The 16,650-nt window shown below is 66.3% G+C and carries 16 protein-coding genes; 3 read left to right on the top strand and 13 right to left on the bottom strand.

The genetic code is table 11. The features are described 5' to 3' along the window. Positions 1-41: 41 nt before the first annotated feature. The 11 genes from AAG816_RS03390 to AAG816_RS03440 all read right to left on the bottom strand — a co-directional run bounded on the left by AAG816_RS03390 (position 42) and on the right by AAG816_RS03440 (position 9,761). The gene (locus tag AAG816_RS03390) at positions 42-470 is read right to left on the bottom strand and encodes a helix-turn-helix transcriptional regulator (protein ID WP_341988085.1); all 429 of its coding nucleotides are present in this window, start codon (positions 468-470) and stop codon (positions 42-44) included. A gap of 97 nt (positions 471-567) precedes the next feature. Then, on the bottom strand, positions 568-2,181 hold the full coding sequence (lnt, locus tag AAG816_RS03395) for an apolipoprotein N-acyltransferase (protein WP_341988086.1): 1,614 nt from the start codon (positions 2,179-2,181) through the stop codon (positions 568-570). A gap of 8 nt (positions 2,182-2,189) precedes the next feature. Further along, positions 2,190-3,167 carry a hemolysin family protein gene (locus AAG816_RS03400; RefSeq protein ID WP_341988087.1) on the bottom strand — a complete coding sequence of 326 codons (978 nt, stop codon included), beginning with the start codon at positions 3,165-3,167 and terminating at the stop codon, positions 2,190-2,192. A 19-nt stretch (positions 3,168-3,186) separates the two neighbouring features. Then, positions 3,187-3,759: an rRNA maturation RNase YbeY gene (ybeY, locus tag AAG816_RS03405; protein WP_341988088.1), complete on the bottom strand. Its 573-nt coding sequence runs from the start codon at positions 3,757-3,759 to the stop codon at positions 3,187-3,189. Position 3,760: 1 nt separating this feature from the next. Beyond that, on the bottom strand, positions 3,761-4,918 hold the full coding sequence (locus tag AAG816_RS03410) for a PhoH family protein (RefSeq protein ID WP_341988089.1): 1,158 nt from the start codon (positions 4,916-4,918) through the stop codon (positions 3,761-3,763). A gap of 65 nt (positions 4,919-4,983) precedes the next feature. Then, a complete protein-coding gene (miaB, locus tag AAG816_RS03415) occupies positions 4,984-6,384 on the bottom strand; it encodes a tRNA (N6-isopentenyl adenosine(37)-C2)-methylthiotransferase MiaB (protein ID WP_341988090.1) in 1,401 nt (466 codons plus the stop codon). Between the two features lie 121 nt (positions 6,385-6,505). Further along, entirely contained in the window at positions 6,506-7,390 is an 885-nt protein-coding gene (locus tag AAG816_RS03420; protein ID WP_341988091.1) for a lysophospholipid acyltransferase family protein, read from the bottom strand. Continuing rightward, positions 7,387-7,767, bottom strand: a complete 381-nt coding sequence (locus AAG816_RS03425) for a Fur family transcriptional regulator (RefSeq protein ID WP_341988190.1) — start codon at positions 7,765-7,767, stop codon at positions 7,387-7,389. Before AAG816_RS03425 ends, AAG816_RS03420 begins: the two co-directional genes overlap by 4 nt. A 165-nt stretch (positions 7,768-7,932) precedes the next feature. Next, positions 7,933-8,415 (bottom strand): ribosomal protein S18-alanine N-acetyltransferase, encoded by a 483-nt coding sequence (gene rimI / locus AAG816_RS03430; protein ID WP_341988092.1) that lies wholly within the window; start codon positions 8,413-8,415, stop codon positions 7,933-7,935. Beyond that, positions 8,412-9,095 carry a tRNA (adenosine(37)-N6)-threonylcarbamoyltransferase complex dimerization subunit type 1 TsaB gene (gene tsaB / locus AAG816_RS03435; protein WP_341988093.1) on the bottom strand — a complete coding sequence of 228 codons (684 nt, stop codon included), beginning with the start codon at positions 9,093-9,095 and terminating at the stop codon, positions 8,412-8,414. Before tsaB ends, rimI begins: the two co-directional genes overlap by 4 nt. 105 nt (positions 9,096-9,200) lie before the next feature. Then, complete coding sequence (locus AAG816_RS03440) at positions 9,201-9,761, bottom strand: NifU family protein (protein ID WP_341988094.1); 561 nt, start codon at positions 9,759-9,761, stop codon at positions 9,201-9,203. Positions 9,762-10,060: 299 nt separating this feature from the next. On the opposite strand from AAG816_RS03440, the gene htpX reads away from it, so the two are divergent. Next, positions 10,061-11,008, top strand: coding sequence for a zinc metalloprotease HtpX (gene htpX / locus AAG816_RS03445; RefSeq protein ID WP_341988095.1), 948 nt, complete (start codon positions 10,061-10,063; stop codon positions 11,006-11,008). 3 nt (positions 11,009-11,011) lie between these two features. Here htpX and AAG816_RS03450 read toward each other — a convergent pair whose 3' ends face one another. Together AAG816_RS03450 and AAG816_RS03455 are read right to left on the bottom strand one after the other, a co-directional pair. Further along, positions 11,012-12,781: a CocE/NonD family hydrolase gene (locus AAG816_RS03450; protein ID WP_341988096.1), complete on the bottom strand. Its 1,770-nt coding sequence runs from the start codon at positions 12,779-12,781 to the stop codon at positions 11,012-11,014. A gap of 14 nt (positions 12,782-12,795) precedes the next feature. Beyond that, on the bottom strand, positions 12,796-13,389 hold the full coding sequence (locus AAG816_RS03455) for a helix-turn-helix domain-containing protein (protein WP_341988097.1): 594 nt from the start codon (positions 13,387-13,389) through the stop codon (positions 12,796-12,798). 388 nt (positions 13,390-13,777) lie between these two features. Here AAG816_RS03455 and AAG816_RS03460 point away from each other — a divergent pair, with 388 nt between their 5' ends. Beyond that, the gene (locus AAG816_RS03460) at positions 13,778-15,016 is read left to right on the top strand and encodes a methyltransferase domain-containing protein (protein WP_341988099.1); all 1,239 of its coding nucleotides are present in this window, start codon (positions 13,778-13,780) and stop codon (positions 15,014-15,016) included. A gap of 103 nt (positions 15,017-15,119) precedes the next feature. Continuing rightward, the gene (gene rsmB, locus AAG816_RS03465; RefSeq protein WP_341988100.1) at positions 15,120-16,499 is read left to right on the top strand and encodes a 16S rRNA (cytosine(967)-C(5))-methyltransferase RsmB; all 1,380 of its coding nucleotides are present in this window, start codon (positions 15,120-15,122) and stop codon (positions 16,497-16,499) included. Positions 16,500-16,650: the final 151 nt, after the last annotated feature.

Below are 16,650 nucleotides of genomic sequence, written 5' to 3' on the forward strand. Positions count from 1 at the left end.
CCAGCGCGGGCGGGTCAAGATCGACGAAGCGAAAGCGTTCGTCAAATCGAACGCTGGATCTCCGCTTCCTCGCCGGCAATGGCGGAAACCAGTTCCACAATCCGGCGGCGTACCTTCGAGTCGCTGATGCGCATGAAGTTGCGTGTCAGCACCAGGCCATCGGACGTGGCCAGGAAGTCGGAGACATAGGCCGGCGAGTGTCCCTCGCTGAAGCCTTCTCCGTCCCCGTCGGGATTCATGGACGGCGCACCTTCGAAGAAGAAGGCGACCGGAACGGACAAAACGATTGAAATCTGCTGAAGACGGCTTGCCCCGATCCGATTGGTTCCCTTTTCATACTTCTGGATCTGCTGGAACGTAATTCCAAGATGCTCGCCAAGTTTTTCTTGGCTCATGCCAACCATCATTCGACGCATTCGCACGCGGCTGCCCACATGCTTGTCGATAGGATTCGGCGCCTTCTTGACCATGGTCTCTCCGGCTATGTCGGAAAAGATTGCTCTCACTTCGCACTGCGAAGGCTGCCCTGAGTGCGGCCAAGATAGGCACACAAACTTCAAGCGTCGATCAACTTATGCGTGTAGCCTGACGCGAGCTATGCAAAATCGCAACCGCGATTGCTACCGCTATGGTTAAGATAAGGACCAAGTTGGAATGACGTGCCCCAAATGGGGGATGTTCCACCCTTTTTGGCAGCATGCCATCTAATACGTCCTGTTTTCCAAGGGGTAGCGATGCGACGATGCGCCCCAGGGGATCAACGATGGCGGAGATTCCGGTGTTGGCGGCACGCACCAGCGGCAAGCCCTCCTCGATGCTGCGCAGGCGGGCCTGAAGGAAGTGCTGATAGGGCCCCGGCGTCTCGCCAAACCAAGCGTCATTGGTGAGATTCAAAAGGAATCCCGGCCGCTCCCCTTGGGGAAGCACCGCCCCGGGGAACACCACTTCGTAGCAGATCAGCGGCGCGGCCACGGGGGCGCCCGGGATCACCAGCGGGGCCAGCCGGGCGCCCGCGGAGAAGCCGCCGCGTACACGCGTAAGTTGCTCAAGTCCGAACGATTCTAAAGTGGACTGGAGCGGCAGATATTCCCCAAAGGGAACAAGATGCACCTTGTCGGCGGTCTGCAGCACGTCGCCCTGGGCATTCATCACCCGGATGGAATTGAAGAAACTGGAGGACTGCCCCGGCGGCGGCGGCCCCATGCGCGCCGCCCCCGTCACCAGGGTCACATTCTCCGGCAAGGCCGCCCCGATGCGCGCCCTGGCCCAGGGTTCGCGCTCATAGATGAAAGGAAAGGCGGATTCCGGCCAGATCAGCAGGCTGACGTCCGCCAGGCCGTTCGGATAGGTGGCGCTCGGCCGGGCGCTGAGGGCGAGATAGTCCCACAGCACCTGCTCGCGCTTGTCATAGGCGAACTTCTCCCCCTGCGGGACGGCCGGCTGCATCACCCGCAGACGCACATCGGGCACGAAGGTGGTGGGCGTGGTGGCGAGGCGCACGCTCCCGGCGATGAAGGTCGCGGCCAGGACGACACCGGCGACCGCCGGCCACGCCAGCCGGCGGCGCCAGGATCCCGGCGCCAGCAGCAGCACCGGCGCGGAGAATACCAGCACGGTCCAGAAGGTCAGGCCCCAGAGCCCCACCACCGCCGCCGCCTGGGCCAAGGCCAGGGAGTCCGCCGGGCCATAGCCGAAGGTGTTCCAGGGAAATCCGGTGAAGGCATGCCCGCGCAGCCATTCCGAGACCGTGAGCGCCGCCGCAAAGCTGCACAGCCGCGCCGGCCCCTTGGGCCAGGCCAGAGTGGCCAGCGCCGTGCCTAAGGCGGTGAACAGCGCCAGGCCCGCCGGCAGCACCAGCACCGCGAACGGCAGCAGCCAGGCGAACACGTCCGCATCCACCAGGAACGCATCGCCGATCCACCACAGCGAACCGAGGAAATAGCCGAAGCCGAACGCCCAGCCGGCGGCGGCAGCGGCGCGGGCCACCGCCCAGCGCCCCAGGGACCGGCGAGCCGCGGCGCCATCGATGAGCAGCACCAGCACCGGAAAGCTCAGGGCCAGCACCGGCCAGAGGCCGAACGGCGCCATGGACAGCGCCGCCAGCGCGCCGGATCCGAGCCCCAGGGCCAAGCGCCGCCAGCCGGACTGGCCGGCGACCCATGCGGCGATCGAGACCGTCACCCCGGCCGTCAGATGCCGTTGCCCGTAGACGCGGCGACCACCGCCTCGGCCATGGGCGGAATGATCCGCAGGGCCTTCACCCGGCGCGGATCGGCTTCCATCACTTCCACCCGATAGGCACCGGGCAGGTTGATGATCTCCCCCCGCCCGGGCACCCGGGCGGCCAAAGTGACGATCAATCCGCCCAGCGTGTCCACCTCGTCGGCGGCATCGCCGGGAATAAAGTCGGCGCCGACCATTTCCGCCACATCTTCCAAGGCGGTGCGGGCATCGGCCAGGAAGCTGCCGTCCGGCTGACGCTGGATCAGCGCCGCCTCGTCGTCATGCTCATCCTCGATGTCGCCGACGATCTCCTCCACCACGTCCTCCATGGAGACGAGGCCATCGGTGCCGCCATATTCATCGATCACCAGCGCCAGATGGATGCGCGCCGCCTGCATGGACACCAGAAGGTCCACCGCCGGCATGGAGGGCGGCACATAGAGCAGCCGCCGCAGCAGCCCGGCCTCCACCAGGGATTGCGAGAGATTGACCGCGGACAGGTCCGGCATCGGCTCGGCCGCATCGTCATCGTCGCCGGGGTGAACCCCGGTCATGAAGGCGAGCAGGTCGCGGATGTGGACCATGCCGACGGGGTCGTCCAGCGTGTCGTCATAGACCACCAGCCGGGAATGGGAGGCCTTGGCGAACTCGATCAGCAGCGCGCCGAGGGTGATGTCCTTGTGGACCGCCACGATCTCCGCGCGCGGCACCATGATGTCGTCGATCCCCACCTCCTTGAGGTGCAGGATGTTGCGCAGCATCTGGCGCTCGGAGGGGGTGAATTCGCTGACCTCCTCGGACGTTCCTGTGGCGTCCAGCACCTCAACGAGGTCGGTGCGGAGCGAGCCATGCGGCCGGAACGTGCCGAGGAGGGCACGCAATCGATCGAGAAAACTTTGCGGCTCGGAAGCGTTCGGGTCGCCCGATAGGTCGGTGGAGGACATGGTCTCCCTTTAAAGCCTGTCAGCTTTCGGTGGGTAAAGCGTAGGGGTCGCTGATGCCGAGGCCTGCCAGGATTTGGCGCTCGGCCGCCTCCATCTCCTCGGCTTCCGCGTCGTCCTCATGGTCGAAGCCCATGAGGTGCAAGGTGCCGTGGACCACCAGATGTGCCAGGTGGTCCTGCGGTCGCTTGTCTTCGGCGAGGGCTTCCGCGAGCAGCGTCTCACGCGCCACGATCACGTCGCCCAAAGGTTGCGGGGTCACGTCTTCCGGCAGGTCCGGAGACGGAAAGGACAGGACGTTGGTGGCCTTGTCCTTGTCGCGCCAGTCGCGATTGAGGATGCGGATGCGGGCATCGTCGGTGAGCGTGATCGCCATCTCCGCGCCCGGCGGCACCTCGTCGCCCAGGCTGGCGAGGGCCGCACGGGCGGCACGCTCGGCCACGCCCTCCGCATCGGGCACAGCGCTCCAGCCGTCGTCATCCACCATCACGTCGATGACGACGGCGGTTTCGTCCGGCGGGACGTCGGAACCGGGCGCCGGATCCGCTGCGGCAGCGGGGACGCCCGAGGATCGTTGTCGCGCAGCGTCGCCCATGTCAGTGGGCCTCGCGGGCGGGCGGGAGGTCGATGACCGGCGGTTCCAAGGACGGTTCCAAGGACGGTTCTACGTCCGAAGGGGCTTCCACCGTATCCGGCGGCGTGATCTGCGCCGAGGGGCGGGGATCGCCATAGGCCCGGCGCACGGCGGTGGCGCGGGCGGCGGCTTCGTGGGTCTCATAGGCCGAGACGATGCGCTGCACGAGTTCGTGCCGCACCACGTCTTCCGCCTTGAAATGCGCCACACCCACGCCCTCGACCCCCTCCAGCAAGCGCACGGCTTCCGCAAGACCGGAGGTCATGCCGCCGGGCAAATCCGTCTGGCTCGGATCGCCGGTGACGATCATATGCGAATTCTCGCCCAGGCGGGTGAGGAACATCTTCATCTGCATGGAGGTGGCGTTTTGCGCCTCGTCCAGGATCACCGCCGCATTGGCCAGCGTGCGCCCGCGCATGAAGGCCAAGGGCGCGATCTCGATCTCGCCCGACTGCATCGCCCGCTCCACGAAGGCGCGGTCCATCAGGTCATGGAGCGCGTCATAGATCGGCCGCAGGTAGGGATCGACCTTTTCCTTCATGTCGCCGGGCAGGAAGCCGAGCCGCTCGCCCGCCTCCACCGCCGGGCGGGTGAGGATGATGCGGTCCACCATCCGGCGCTCCAGCAGATGCACCGCATAGGCCACCGCCAGCCAGGTCTTGCCGGTGCCGGCGGGGCCGGTGCCGAACACCAGGGTATGGCGCTTGAGCGATCGGATATAGGCATCCTGCGCCGCCGTGCGCGCCCGCACCGGGCGCCGGCGCAACTGGATCTCGTCGAACGCCTGGCGCTCCTCGCTGGGATCGAAATCGAACAGCGAGCCCTGCGCCACCGCTTCGCGAATCGCCCCGTCCACGTCGCCGGGGCCGACGTCGCGGCCGCGCTTGAGATGCTCATAGAGATATTCGAGCACCCGCCGGGCCTGCTCGCAGGCATCGCGCGGGCCTTCCAGGGTCAAATGATTGCCGCGGGACTCCGCCTTCACCCCGAGCTTGCGCTCCAGCAAGGCGAGGTTGCGGCCATAATGGCCGAACAATTGGGTGGCGAGACGATTGTCGTCAAAGGCCAGCACCACTTGCGTGCTGCCGGATTCCCCCTGCGCCGCCCAGGGGTCGGTCACGGCGGCGCGCGCCGGACCTTGATTTGCGGCAACGGGACGCTCTCGATCGTTCGCTCTTCGCACGCTCAAGCCTCCATGGCCGCGAGCGGACGGTCGCTCGCCAAGCCCCGATCCTCGACATCCTGATGCTCAACCACCCGGCCCGCCAGAGAGTTCGGCCCCACCTCGGTGATTTCCACCGCCAGGAGTTCGCCGATGCCGGCGGGCGGTGCGGTCACCACCACGCTCTGCAAATACGGCGAACGGCCGATGAGCTGACCCGGCAGACGGCCGGGCTTTTCCAGAAGAATGTCGAAGCGGCGGCCCTTGCAGCCGGCATCGAACGCGGTCTTGGAGGCTTCCAGGCGCGCATGCAGCCGGGCGAGGCGATCGGTCTTCACCTCTTCCGGCACCTGCGCCCCATAGCCCGCCGCCGGCGTGCCGGGGCGGGTGGAGTATTTGAACGAATAGGCGCTGGCAAAGCCGATCTGGTCCACCAGATCCAGCGTCGCCTGGAAATCCTCTTCGGTCTCGCCGGGGAAACCGACGATGAAATCCGAGGACAAAGCCATGTCCGGGCGGGCGTCGCGCAGTCGGGCGATGATGTCCACGAACAGCTCGCGCCCATGGCGGCGGTTCATCGCCGCCAGGATCCGGTCCGAGCCGGACTGCACCGGCAGATGCAGATAGGGCATCAGCACCGGCAGATCGCGATGGGCGGCGATCAAAGCGTCATCCATGTCGCGGGGATGGCTGGTGGTGTAGCGCAGCCGGGCCAGGCCCTCGATCTGCGCCAGCCGCTCCACCAGGGCGGCGAGGCCCCAGGTCTTGCCGTCCGGCCCCTCGCCATGGAAGCCGTTCACATTCTGGCCGATCAGGGTGATCTCGCGCACGCCCTGGTCCACCAGACGGCGGGCCTCGTCGACGATCTTCAGCACCGGGCGGGAGACTTCCGAGCCGCGGGTGTAGGGCACGACACAGAAGGTGCAGAACTTGTCACATCCCTCTTGTACTGTGACAAAGGCCGTGGGGCCCCGAGATCGTGTGGCCGCAGCGCTTGGCGCGGGCAAATGGTCGAATTTGTCTTCCGTGGGGAATTCCGTGTCCACCGGGCGTGCACCGGCCTTCGCCTGCGCCAGCAATTCCGGCAGGCGGTGGTAGCTTTGCGGCCCGACCACCAGATCCACCACCGGCGTCCGGCGCAGAATCTCCGCCCCTTCCGCCTGGGCCACGCAGCCGGCCACGGCGATGATCGTATCCCGACCGTCCTCCTGCTTGGCTTTGCGCAGGCGGCCCAGCTCGGAATAGACCTTGTCGACGGCCTTCTCGCGGATATGGCAGGTGTTCAGGATGACCAGGTCGGCGTCCGCCGGGTCCTGTGTCTCCACATATCCCTCCTTGGCCAGCGTGTCCGCCATACGATGGGAATCGTAGACGTTCATCTGGCAGCCGAAGGATTTCACATAGAGCTTGCGGGGTTCGTGCATCGTGCCTGTTCTGTCGTCTCCAGCATCGCGCAGGGGCGCGACGCTCCCGTGACGCCCGCGTGGCCCATCCCCCGTCCTAATGGTCTCTTCACTCTTATCGGCATTCGCCCGATTTGAAAACTCACGGCGTCTCGCGCAAGCCGACCAGCCCTAAGCCGTTCAATGTGCGCACGTCCGCCTCGCCGGCGCGGGTGACCTCCTTGCGGTCGTGATCGTCCGCCAGCGCCATGGGGGTGCCGAATCGCACCTCCACGTCCACCGCCCCCTGGCGCAGCAGCGCCATGAGATGGGGCGCCAGATCCATGTCGCCATACCAGGCGGCGATGGGGCGATGGATGCGCCCCATGGGCACGCCCTGGATGCGCACATAAGAGACAGCCACCGGCTGCACCATCACCGTGCCGGCGGCCGCCACCGCCTCGCGCGCCGCCCCCACCAGAGCGGAGCGGAACGGCAGCACCCGGTTGCCGTCGCTGGAGGTGCCCTCGGCGAACAGCACCACCGGATCACCATCCGCCAGACGCGCGGCGATCTGCTGGTTGACCGCCCCGGTGGCGTGGCGGCGGGCGCGGTCGACAAAAATGGTGCGCTGGAATTTGGCCAGCAGCCCGATCAGCGGCCAGCCGGCCACCTCGCTCTTGGCCACGAACACCAGCGGCATGAGCGAGCCCACCACCGAAATATCCAGCCATGAGCAATGGTTGACCAACAGCAGCAGCGGCCGCCCGGCAGCAGGCGCGCCGGTGACGATCACCCGCACCCCGATCAGGCGCAGCACGATGCGATGATAGAGGGCGGGGATGGCCCGCCGCGCCTTGAGCTTCAGCCGTAGCGCCAGCCATTGCAGCGGCAGGCCGATCAGCGTCACCAGCCCCACCAGGGTCATCACCACGCCGATGCGCAGGCCATCGAGGATGCGGCTTGCCAGCGGCTGTTCCGGCCCCAGCGGATCCAGCGGATAGCCATCGCCCGGCGCGGGGCGGGCGCCGGGGGCGCGGCCGGTCACGAGGCGTCCTCGTCGAGGGGAAGCACATACAGCTCCAGCCGGTGGCCGACGATCTTGAAGCCCAGCTTGCGGGCAATCTCATCCTGCAAGCGCTCGATCTCCTCGGAGCGGAATTCCACCACCTGCCCGGAGCGCAGGTCGATGAGATGGTCGTGATGCTCGTCCGGCACCGGCTCATAGCGCGAGCGGCCGTCGCCAAATTCGTGGCGGGCGATGATGCCCGCATCCTCGAACATCTTCACCGTGCGGTAGACGGTGGAGATGGAGATGTTGGCATCGATGGCGCTGGCGCGGCGGTACAGCTCTTCCACATCGGGATGATCGTCGGCCAGACTGAGCACGCGGGCGATCACCCGGCGCTGCTCGGTCATGCGCATGCCCTTGGCGAGGCAGGCCTCTTCAATGGCGCTGATCTTCTCGCTCAACCGCACGCACCCCTGATTTGATCACTGCCGACACAGGCCAGAGGCGTCTCCCCGGCGTTCCGGCGCGAGCTTATCACCCTGTGGCCCCGCCGCCGCAAGCACGCGCATACAAAGGGGTCAGAAATCCCGCCGCATCACCAAGGCGTCGGCGGCGCCGTCCGGCCCGGCATAATAGCCTTTGCGCCGGCCCACCTCGCCATAGCCGGCGCGGCGATAGAGCGCGAGAGCGGCGACATTGCCCGCCTCCACCTCCAGGAACGAGGCCGTCACCCCCAGGGCCGCCAGGCGGCCCAGATGGTGGGTCAGCAGCGCCCGGCCATGGCCGCGCCCCTGCGCGCCTTTGTCCAGGACGATGGACAGGATCTCCGATTCCGGCGGCACCATGTGGGAGAGCACGAAGCCCAGCATCTTGCCCTTGGGAACCGCCAGCACGTGGGCGATGCCGGCCCGCTCCGCCAGCAGGCGCTCGAACTCCTCCGCCGACCAGCCGCGATGGAACGCGCCCGCGTGCAGGCGCGCCATTTCCGGCGCATCGGCGCTGGTGGCGGTGCGAAGTTCGGGGGCAGGCGATCCCGAAAACAGCCGGGAGAACGGGGTCATCGCCGGGCGATGCGCGCCGCGTTCTGGGGCTTGGCATCGGGCGGGCGCAGATAGAGCGGGCGCGGTTCGGCGCGGGCGGGATCGGCCACGGCGCCGAGACGCGCCACCCAGGCCACGTCCGGGGCCACCATCACTTCCACCGCCATGGGCGGGCGCTCGCCCGGCGGCCAGACATCGGCCACCAATTGCGCCCCCGAGCCCACCAGCCGCACCGCGCCGATGGCGGCGGCCCGGGCCGCATCGCGCACCGCGGCGATGCGCGGGGCGATCAGGGTGCGGCCGCCGGCGCCGAACATCTGCAGAAACACATGGCCGTGACGGGCATCGATGGCGGCCACCACCGGCAAGGTATCGTCCATGGCCAGGAACGGCGCGGCCAGCGCCGACAAGGTGGTGACGCCCACCACCGGCTTCTGCGCCACCAGAGCAAAGCCGCGCGCGGCGGACAGGCCGACCCGCAGGCCGGTGAAGCTGCCGGGGCCGACGGTGGCCGCCACCCGCCACAGATCCTGGAATTCGAGACCGGCCTCGCGCATCACCTGCTCGACGATGGGCACGAGCGCTTCCGCATGCCCGCGCTCCATCAGCAGCGAATCGCCGGCGATGATGGCGTCGGCTTCCGCATCGAGCACGGCGACGGAACACGCCGCCAGCGCAGTATCTATGGCCAGAACATACATGAAGGTGGACGCTCGCTCCCCGCGTCCACGATCCATCGAAAACGCCGCTGACGGAAGGGGATAGAACACAATCCCCCGGAAAAGATCGCGAAATCGGCGATGCGCTCAGACCGGGCGCACCTCGAGCACTTCCGGCACGAAGTGGCGCAGCAGGTTCTCGATGCCGTTCTTCAGCGTCGCCGTGGACGACGGGCAGCCCGAGCACGAGCCCTTCATGTTGAGATAGACCACACCTTCCTTGAAGCCGCGGAAGGTGATGTCGCCGCCGTCATTGGCCACCGCCGGGCGCACCCGGGTCTCGATCAGCTCCTTGATGGTGGAGACCAGCTCGGCATCATCGGGGGCGAAGAACTCATCCGAATCCTCGCTGTCGCTGGCCACCCCATCCGCCAGCACCGGGGCGCCGGACATGAAATGCTCCATGATGGCGCCGAGGATGGCCGGCTTCATGTGGGCCCATTCGCCATCGGTCTTGGTGACGGTGACGAAATCGGAACCGAGGAACACCCCGCCCACGCCCTTCACTTCGAACAGGCGCTGAACCAGGGGCGAGCGCCCGGCCTCTTCGGGGGAGCGGGCTTCGAGGGTGCCGTCGCCGAGCACGGTGCGGCCGGGGAGGAACTTCAAGGTCGCCGGGTTCGGGGTCGCCTCGGTCTGGATGAACATGGCTCTGCTCCTTGAGCAAATATCTGGTCGCGGCCGGGCCGCGTGTCCACGCCAACATAAGCGCGCAACCGCTGTTCGGGAAGGGCGCCGCCGGTCCGTGTGCCGGATCGGGACGCTGCCGCAGGGCGCGCGGAACGGGAGCGGAACAAAGCCCGTCCGAATCAGGCAACGGCGGCTGTGCCCGATTCGGTCCCGCAGGGGCGCGTCGGAGCGGGTTCTGCCCTTGCGGGAGGCAGCGGCCATGCCCACGTCTTGCCTCGCGGGCGGGCGCGGGCATGCGTCGCGTCATGGAGGAAGCAATGAATTACGTGCGCACGGCGATCCTGCTGGCGGGACTGACCGCGCTGTTCATGGTGGTGGGCTTCGCGCTCGGCGGCCGGGGCGGGATGATGATTGCCTTCCTGGTGGCGGCAGGCATGAACCTGTTCAGCTACTGGAATTCCGACAAGATGGTGCTGCGCATGTATGGCGCGCGCGAGGTGGACATGGCGACCGCCCCCGAGTTCGTCGGGATGGTGGCGGAACTGGCGCAGCGGGCCAATTTGCCCATGCCCAAGGTCTATCTCATGGACAATCCCCAGCCCAACGCCTTCGCCACCGGGCGCAATCCGCAGAACGCGGCGGTGGCCGCCACCACCGGCCTGCTCCAGGCGCTCAATCGCGACGAGATCGCCGGCGTCATGGCCCATGAGCTGGCCCATGTGAAGAACCACGACACCTTGACCATGACCATCACCGCCACCATTGCCGGTGCCATCTCCATGCTGGCGAACTTCGGCATGTTCTTCGGCGGCGGCAATCGCGAGAACAACAATCCGTTCGGCTTCGTCAGCATGATCCTGATGGCGATCCTGGCCCCCATGGCGGCCATGGTGGTGCAGATGGCCATCTCCCGCTCGCGGGAATATGAGGCGGACAAAGGCGGCGCCGAGATCTGCGGCCAGCCTTTGGCCCTGGCCTCGGCCCTGGCGAAGATCGCCGGCGAAGCCCATCGGGTGCCGAACTATGAAGCCGAGGGCCACCCGGCAACCGCGCACATGTTCATCATCAACCCTTTGTCCGGGGCGCGGATGGACAATCTGTTCTCCACCCACCCCGCCACCGAGAACCGCATCGCCGCGCTCCAGGAGCTGGCGCAGCGGATGGGCGGGAGCGGGTTGGGGCGTGGACCGCAGATCGCGACCGGCGGGGCCATGCCCCGCGGGCCATGGGCTGGTGGCGCGCGCAAGCGGGGGCCGTGGGGCTGAGCCTCACGCCAGCTCCTGCACGGTGAGGTAGGTTCCCGCGCCGTAGTGAAGGGTATTGCGGGCGAAATAGGGCGGCCCGGGCATATCGAAATGCACGTAGCCCTGGCTGACGTTGCTGCGCAGCAAGTCGAGCCGGCTTGCCACGTCGAGCCGCAGCCGATCTCCGGGCTGAAGCAGGGTCGGGCCGGGGGTGAGGCTGAAAGCGAGGTCCACCGGTTCTCCCGGCACCAAGGGTTCGCGGACCGAAGTATCGTGGACGATCTCGCAGGCCGTATCACGGGCGGGGTCCCGCCGACGCCGCGCCGGGCTCATGGCCCCCAGCGAGAGCAGATGACTGCGCCCGTCCGCCCCGATCCGCGAGAGGCGCGCGACGAGATGGGAATCAATCTCGTTGGAGCTGAAGGAGAGATTCAGCGAAACCGGGCCGGCGAGGGTCATGGGACGATCGGCGGTGAACTCGAACGCCAAGACCTGATTGGCCACCTCGTCGAAGCCGCCGAGGATGGGTAGCCCCAAGGGCACGGCGGCCCACCGATTTTCCCCCTCCCCCGGCTGCGCCCGAAGATGATGAATGTCCGCATCCGCCCCGCCCGAGGCCAGATAGAGGCGCCGTGTGGCGGCCTGCGGAGGAGGAAAGTCCGGAGCGCCGGCATAGGCGTCCGCGCCTTCCACCCAATAGCGCACGGCCGGCTGGGCCGCATAGCCATTGTCCGTTCCATGCAAGACATGGTCGAAGAACGCCAGCGCCTCCAGCTGCCACGCATAGACCGGCAATTCATAGGCCGGGGGCGCGAGGATCATCCATTTGCGATGCTTGGGCGTGCTGGCGTTCTCGAACAGGTCGTAGGTGCCGAACTGATGCAGGTTGAAGTAGCCCAGGTTCTGCACCACCACGAACGGCACATCGATCCGGTCCAGCTGGCCAGAGGGGCCAGATTGCAGGGACGCGGTGTCGCGGGATTTCGCGTCCAGCATCCAATTGGCGTAGATCTCTCGCACCTTCTTCTGCGGTGTCTTCGCCATGAAGGCACGATAGAGCGCATCCACCCGCTTCATCATGAACGGCTGCCAGAAACGCTTGAGCGGTGAATTGGTGATGTGGCTCACCAGCGCCCGCACCACCGGCGGCACGCGCAGGCGATACATGGCCGGGGTGAAATTGGCCCCCATCCAGAGATTGAAGAAATAGAGATTACAGACCCCGCCGAATGCCAGGAGGTGGCGGAAATAGTCCGTGCAGATTTCGTTGCAGAAGAAGGCTTTCAGCGCCGGCGGGCGGCGCACCGCCACCAGCGGCTGCGTCATGCCGTAATAAGACGTGCCGAACAGCACCACACGCCCGTCGCACCACGGCTGCTCCGCGGCCCAGGCGATGACCTGCTCGTGGTCGTCCACGTCCTCCGGCGACAGGAACACCGCCTCGGTGCCACCCGAACGGCCCATGCCGCGACGCATCACCACCACCTGGCCATAGCCGCGATCGGTAAAGACCGGCGGGCAGCCGATCTCATTGCTGCCCGTGGGCATGCCTGCCGTATGCAACTCGCGGGAATAGGCGGCGAATTGGACCACGGCGGGATAGCGGCCCGGTATGCGCGGCACGTAGACGTCGGCGGAGAGGGTGACACCGCCCGCGACGGGAATGCGCCGGTCCGCCAGCAACCGGCAGCCAAGCCCCTGGGCCGCTAGGCTGCCCGGCTGCCAGCCGGCCAACTGCTCATGGTCCAGCGCTGGCGCCTTGATCGGCACCAGATTGTCCAGCCACTCCCCCATAGCCGCACTCCTGTTCATGCCGCGCCGGACGGGCCGGCGCTGTCGTCCTCCGCCGCCGCCGCATCGGCGGCCAGCAAGCGGAACATTTCGATGAAAACCATCATGTTGAGCTCTCGCCCCGCATCGGGGCCGAGGGCCGCACCCATGACCGCGAGGCCCGTTCCCAAGGCGTGCAGCAAAGCCACCTTGGCAGGCTCAGGCGCAAGGCCGGCGCCTGCCAACACCCCGGCGGCACGCCCGCGCATCGCCGTTACCAGCGCGCCATAGAGTTCGCGAAAGGCGGGGTCGCCGTCGGCCGCCAACACCAGCGCGACGAGAACACGGGTGTTCTCCGCATCGGTCAGCGCCTCGGCCAGAGCGGCGATACGCGCTCCATGGGTGGCAGGCGCCGCCATTGCCGCGCCGAGATTGGCGATCTGGCCGGCCACGGCGGCTTCCAGCACGGCGCGCAAGAGGTCCGTGCGGGTGGGGAAATAATAGGTGAGGTGGCTCTGCGACACCCCGGCGGCCTTGGCCACGCGCGGCTGCGTCAGCCCCGCCAATCCATGCTCCCGCAGGAGGCCCATGGCCGCGGTCAGAAGGCGCTCGCGCACATCGGGGGGAGTCATGCGGCTCCTTGGTTAGTGTACCAACTAAACCAGGGCACATCAGAGGGCAAGGCCCGATCGCACCATCGCAGCACCTGGCGCAGCGGATGGGTGGGGCAGATTTAGGCGAGGACCTCAGATGGCGCCTGGTGGGGCGCAAAGCGGGCGCTGTGGGAAGGTACGGGGCTGCGCCACACAGGGATGGACAGCGACAGACGCACCCCGCGCGAGACGCGTCGTTTGCGCTGCTCATGCCACAGGCGTCAAGCCTTCCAAAACCTCATTGCCCCTACGCGTCGCAGCCCCGTCCGGCCCGGATCTGGCGGCTTAATCGCCCTGTGACGCATTGCCATTTCGCACCTTTGAGGCCTACGTTCGAGACGAATGGTACTCGGAAGGGTGGGAGACAATGCGCAGCATTCCGTTTTCGGAGCTGGATGAGCTTTTGGTCTATTTCGATGAGGGATACAAAACATCTCACGATGAAGCCTACAGGCGTTTTTCAGAAGTCCAACTTCTCCCACCCGAAGATTTGCCGGCTGACCCCTTTTCCGATGAATACTCAAAAGTATTCATGGACCTCTACAAAAAGATATCTCATCAAACGAATTATTCGGTTCAAAATGAACGCGCCGAATTCGATGTGGAATATCACACCCTTCGTCCATATCCATATTTCACGAAAAGCCTCAAGCGGACCGCGCAACACTACGACCTGATGGCCAAACTGTTCGACATGATGGACCTTGAGCCAGGTTCCAGCATTTTGGAGTGCGGCTTCGGCTGGGGGAACACAACCCTCGCCCTGGCCATGGTTGGATATAATGTCACGGCGCTCGATATTGAGGAGAAATATTGCAAGCTCGTTCAGAATCGAGCCGATATTTTGAAGCTATCAAATGTCAAATTTGTGCATTCTGATTTCCTGTGGGTCGAAACGACAGACGAGAAATTTGATGCTGTTGTTTATTTCGAGTCATTCCATCACTGCTGGGAGTTCGACCGGCTATTGAAAGCCTTGCATCGGGTGATCAATCCTGGTGGAAAGATTTACTTTGGCGCCGAGCCCATAAACGAGCAATTCACCGTCCCCTGGGGTGTGCGCCTGGACGGGGAATCCCTGTTTGTCGCCCGCCGCTCCGGCTGGATGGAGCTTGGTTTTCACAGTACGTTTTTTCAGGAGCTGCTTCGGCGCAATGGCTGGCGGGGGCAATGCGTCAGTCCGCATTTCTGGGTCGCGGTGCGGCGGAACGAACCGATCGTCATTCTGGCGGATGATCCACGCCTGCAAACCCAGATTGGCGTTCGCGCGGGCAACACGCTCAAGCTCTCTGCGCCGGCGACCGAGGGCGGACGGTATTTTGGCCTGTTTGGCCCCTATATCAATCTTGCAAACGGTATCTACAATATAGATATCGCAATGACGATCCCCGATCATGTCTCCGGGACAGTCACTTTCGACGTCTGCTGCGAGTCTGGTCAGAACATCATTTATTGTTCCGATTTTGATATCGAAACTCTCCGTTCCGGACACCTTGAAGTTCAGGTTACAGCACCTGAATGCGTAAGCAGCGTGGAATTCCGGCTGAATGTACCCGCCGGGTTCGAGGCGGAAATAGAAAAAATTACCATCACGGAAGTCTACTGAGACATGGAATAAGAGGTTGGCCAGATCCGATATTCCGATCTGGCCAACCGACCAGCTCCCCTTCCCCCTTGCCCTCGCGCCCCGGTCCGCTTAGGTGCTCGCTATGAAAGCACCTTCCAGACCCAAGGCCCCCGGCCGCTCCGCCCCGCGCTCCACCGCTCGCCCGGCCCCGCGAGGCCGGCCGGAAGACACCGCGGGCCTGCCCGCCCGGCTGCTGGCCGCCGATGCGCTTGATCGCGTCCTGCGCGGCAACACCGCCCTGGAAGACGCCTTCGCCAATGACGCCGGCCTGGAACCCCGCGACCGGGCCCTGGCGTTCCGCATCGTCGCCACCTGCCTGCGGCGGCTGGGGACGCTGAAAGCGGTGATCGGCGGGCTGCTGGAGAAGGGCGCGCCGAAATCCGCCCCCAAGGTGGAAACCATCCTCTTGGTCGGCGCCGCCCAGATCCTGTTCATGGATGTGCCGGACCATGCGGCGGTGGGCCTCTCGGTGGATCTGGCGCGGGGCGATCGCACCACCGCCGGCTTCGCCGGCCTCATCAATGCGGTGCTGCGCCGCCTGACTCGCGAGCATGTGGAGCGCCTCGCCGCCATCGATACCCTGGCGGTGGACACGCCCGAATGGATGCGCGCCCGCTGGGTGCGCGCCTATGGCGCCGAGCGCGCCCGCGCCATCTGCGAGATCCATGCCTTCGAGCCGGCGCTCGATCTCACCGTCACCGGCGATCCGGCCCATTGGGCCACCGAACTGAATGGCGAGGTGTTGCCCACCGGCTCGGTGCGAGTGCTCCAGGCCGGTCTGGTGCGCGCTTTGCCCGGCTATGAGGACGGCGCCTGGTGGGTGCAGGACGCCGCCGCCGCTTTGCCCGCCCGCCTGCTGGGCGATATCGGCGGCAAGAGCGTGGCGGATATGTGCGCCGCCCCCGGCGGCAAGACCGCCCAGCTCGCGGCCGCCGGCGCCAAAGTCACGGCGGTGGATCGCAACGGCCAGCGGCTGGTGCGGCTGAAGGAGAATCTGGCCCGCCTCAAGCTCAGCGCCGACGTGCGCGAGGGCGATGCCGCCAGCATCCAGGCCGGCCCGTTCGATGCCATTCTGCTGGATGCGCCCTGCTCGGCCACCGGCACCTTGCGCCGGCATCCGGACATCGCCTGGAGCAAGCGCCCGGCGGATATCGGCACGCTGGCCACCGTCCAGGGGCGGCTGCTGGACCATGCGCTCGACCTGCTCAAGCCCGGCGGCGTGCTGGTCTATGCCACCTGCTCGCTGGAGCCGGAGGAGGGCGAAGACCAGATCACCCGTATCCTCGCCACCCGAAAAGACGTGAAACGCGACGAAATTCGCCCCGATGACGTTCCGGGCATCGCGCCGTTCATCACTCCTCAAGGTGATGTGCGCACTCTGCCCTGTGATTGGGTGCGCGGAGAGCCGGAACGCTCGGGCCTGGATGGCTTCTTCGCGGCCCGCTTACGCAAAAGCGGCTGACGCCGCCGAACGAGGGCCATGAGGACGACTTCCGCCACGCCCCGCACGCCGGCCCTTCGTTCGAGGGGTAGCGCGCGGTCGGCGCGAGGGAGCCTCGCGGCCCGGTGGGGAGCGCAGCGATGGCAAACACGACCGCAGGATCAGGCCCGGC

The sequence above is a fragment of the Azorhizobium sp. AG788 genome, assembly GCF_943371865.1.
Classification (GTDB): domain Bacteria; phylum Pseudomonadota; class Alphaproteobacteria; order Rhizobiales; family Xanthobacteraceae; genus Azorhizobium.

What these genes read in the sequence shown, in the direction of transcription:
- AAG816_RS03390 (WP_341988085.1), bottom strand. Translation starts at nt 470, where the DNA reads ATGGTCAAGAAGGCGCCGAATCCTATCGACAAGCATGTGGGCAGCCGC.
- AAG816_RS03400 (WP_341988087.1), bottom strand. Translation starts at nt 3,167, where the DNA reads ATGTCCTCCACCGACCTATCGGGCGACCCGAACGCTTCCGAGCCGCAA.
- ybeY (WP_341988088.1), bottom strand. Translation starts at nt 3,759, where the DNA reads ATGGGCGACGCTGCGCGACAACGATCCTCGGGCGTCCCCGCTGCCGCA.
- miaB (WP_341988090.1), bottom strand. Translation starts at nt 6,384, where the DNA reads ATGCACGAACCCCGCAAGCTCTATGTGAAATCCTTCGGCTGCCAGATG.
- AAG816_RS03425 (WP_341988190.1), bottom strand. Translation starts at nt 7,767, where the DNA reads ATGCGCATGACCGAGCAGCGCCGGGTGATCGCCCGCGTGCTCAGTCTG.
- rimI (WP_341988092.1), bottom strand. Translation starts at nt 8,415, where the DNA reads ATGACCCCGTTCTCCCGGCTGTTTTCGGGATCGCCTGCCCCCGAACTT.
- tsaB (WP_341988093.1), bottom strand. Translation starts at nt 9,095, where the DNA reads ATGTATGTTCTGGCCATAGATACTGCGCTGGCGGCGTGTTCCGTCGCC.
- AAG816_RS03440 (WP_341988094.1), bottom strand. Translation starts at nt 9,761, where the DNA reads ATGTTCATCCAGACCGAGGCGACCCCGAACCCGGCGACCTTGAAGTTC.
- htpX (WP_341988095.1), top strand. Translation starts at nt 10,061, where the DNA reads ATGAATTACGTGCGCACGGCGATCCTGCTGGCGGGACTGACCGCGCTG.
- AAG816_RS03450 (WP_341988096.1), bottom strand. Translation starts at nt 12,781, where the DNA reads ATGGGGGAGTGGCTGGACAATCTGGTGCCGATCAAGGCGCCAGCGCTG.
- AAG816_RS03455 (WP_341988097.1), bottom strand. Translation starts at nt 13,389, where the DNA reads ATGACTCCCCCCGATGTGCGCGAGCGCCTTCTGACCGCGGCCATGGGC.
- AAG816_RS03460 (WP_341988099.1), top strand. Translation starts at nt 13,778, where the DNA reads ATGCGCAGCATTCCGTTTTCGGAGCTGGATGAGCTTTTGGTCTATTTC.
- rsmB (WP_341988100.1), top strand. Translation starts at nt 15,120, where the DNA reads ATGAAAGCACCTTCCAGACCCAAGGCCCCCGGCCGCTCCGCCCCGCGC.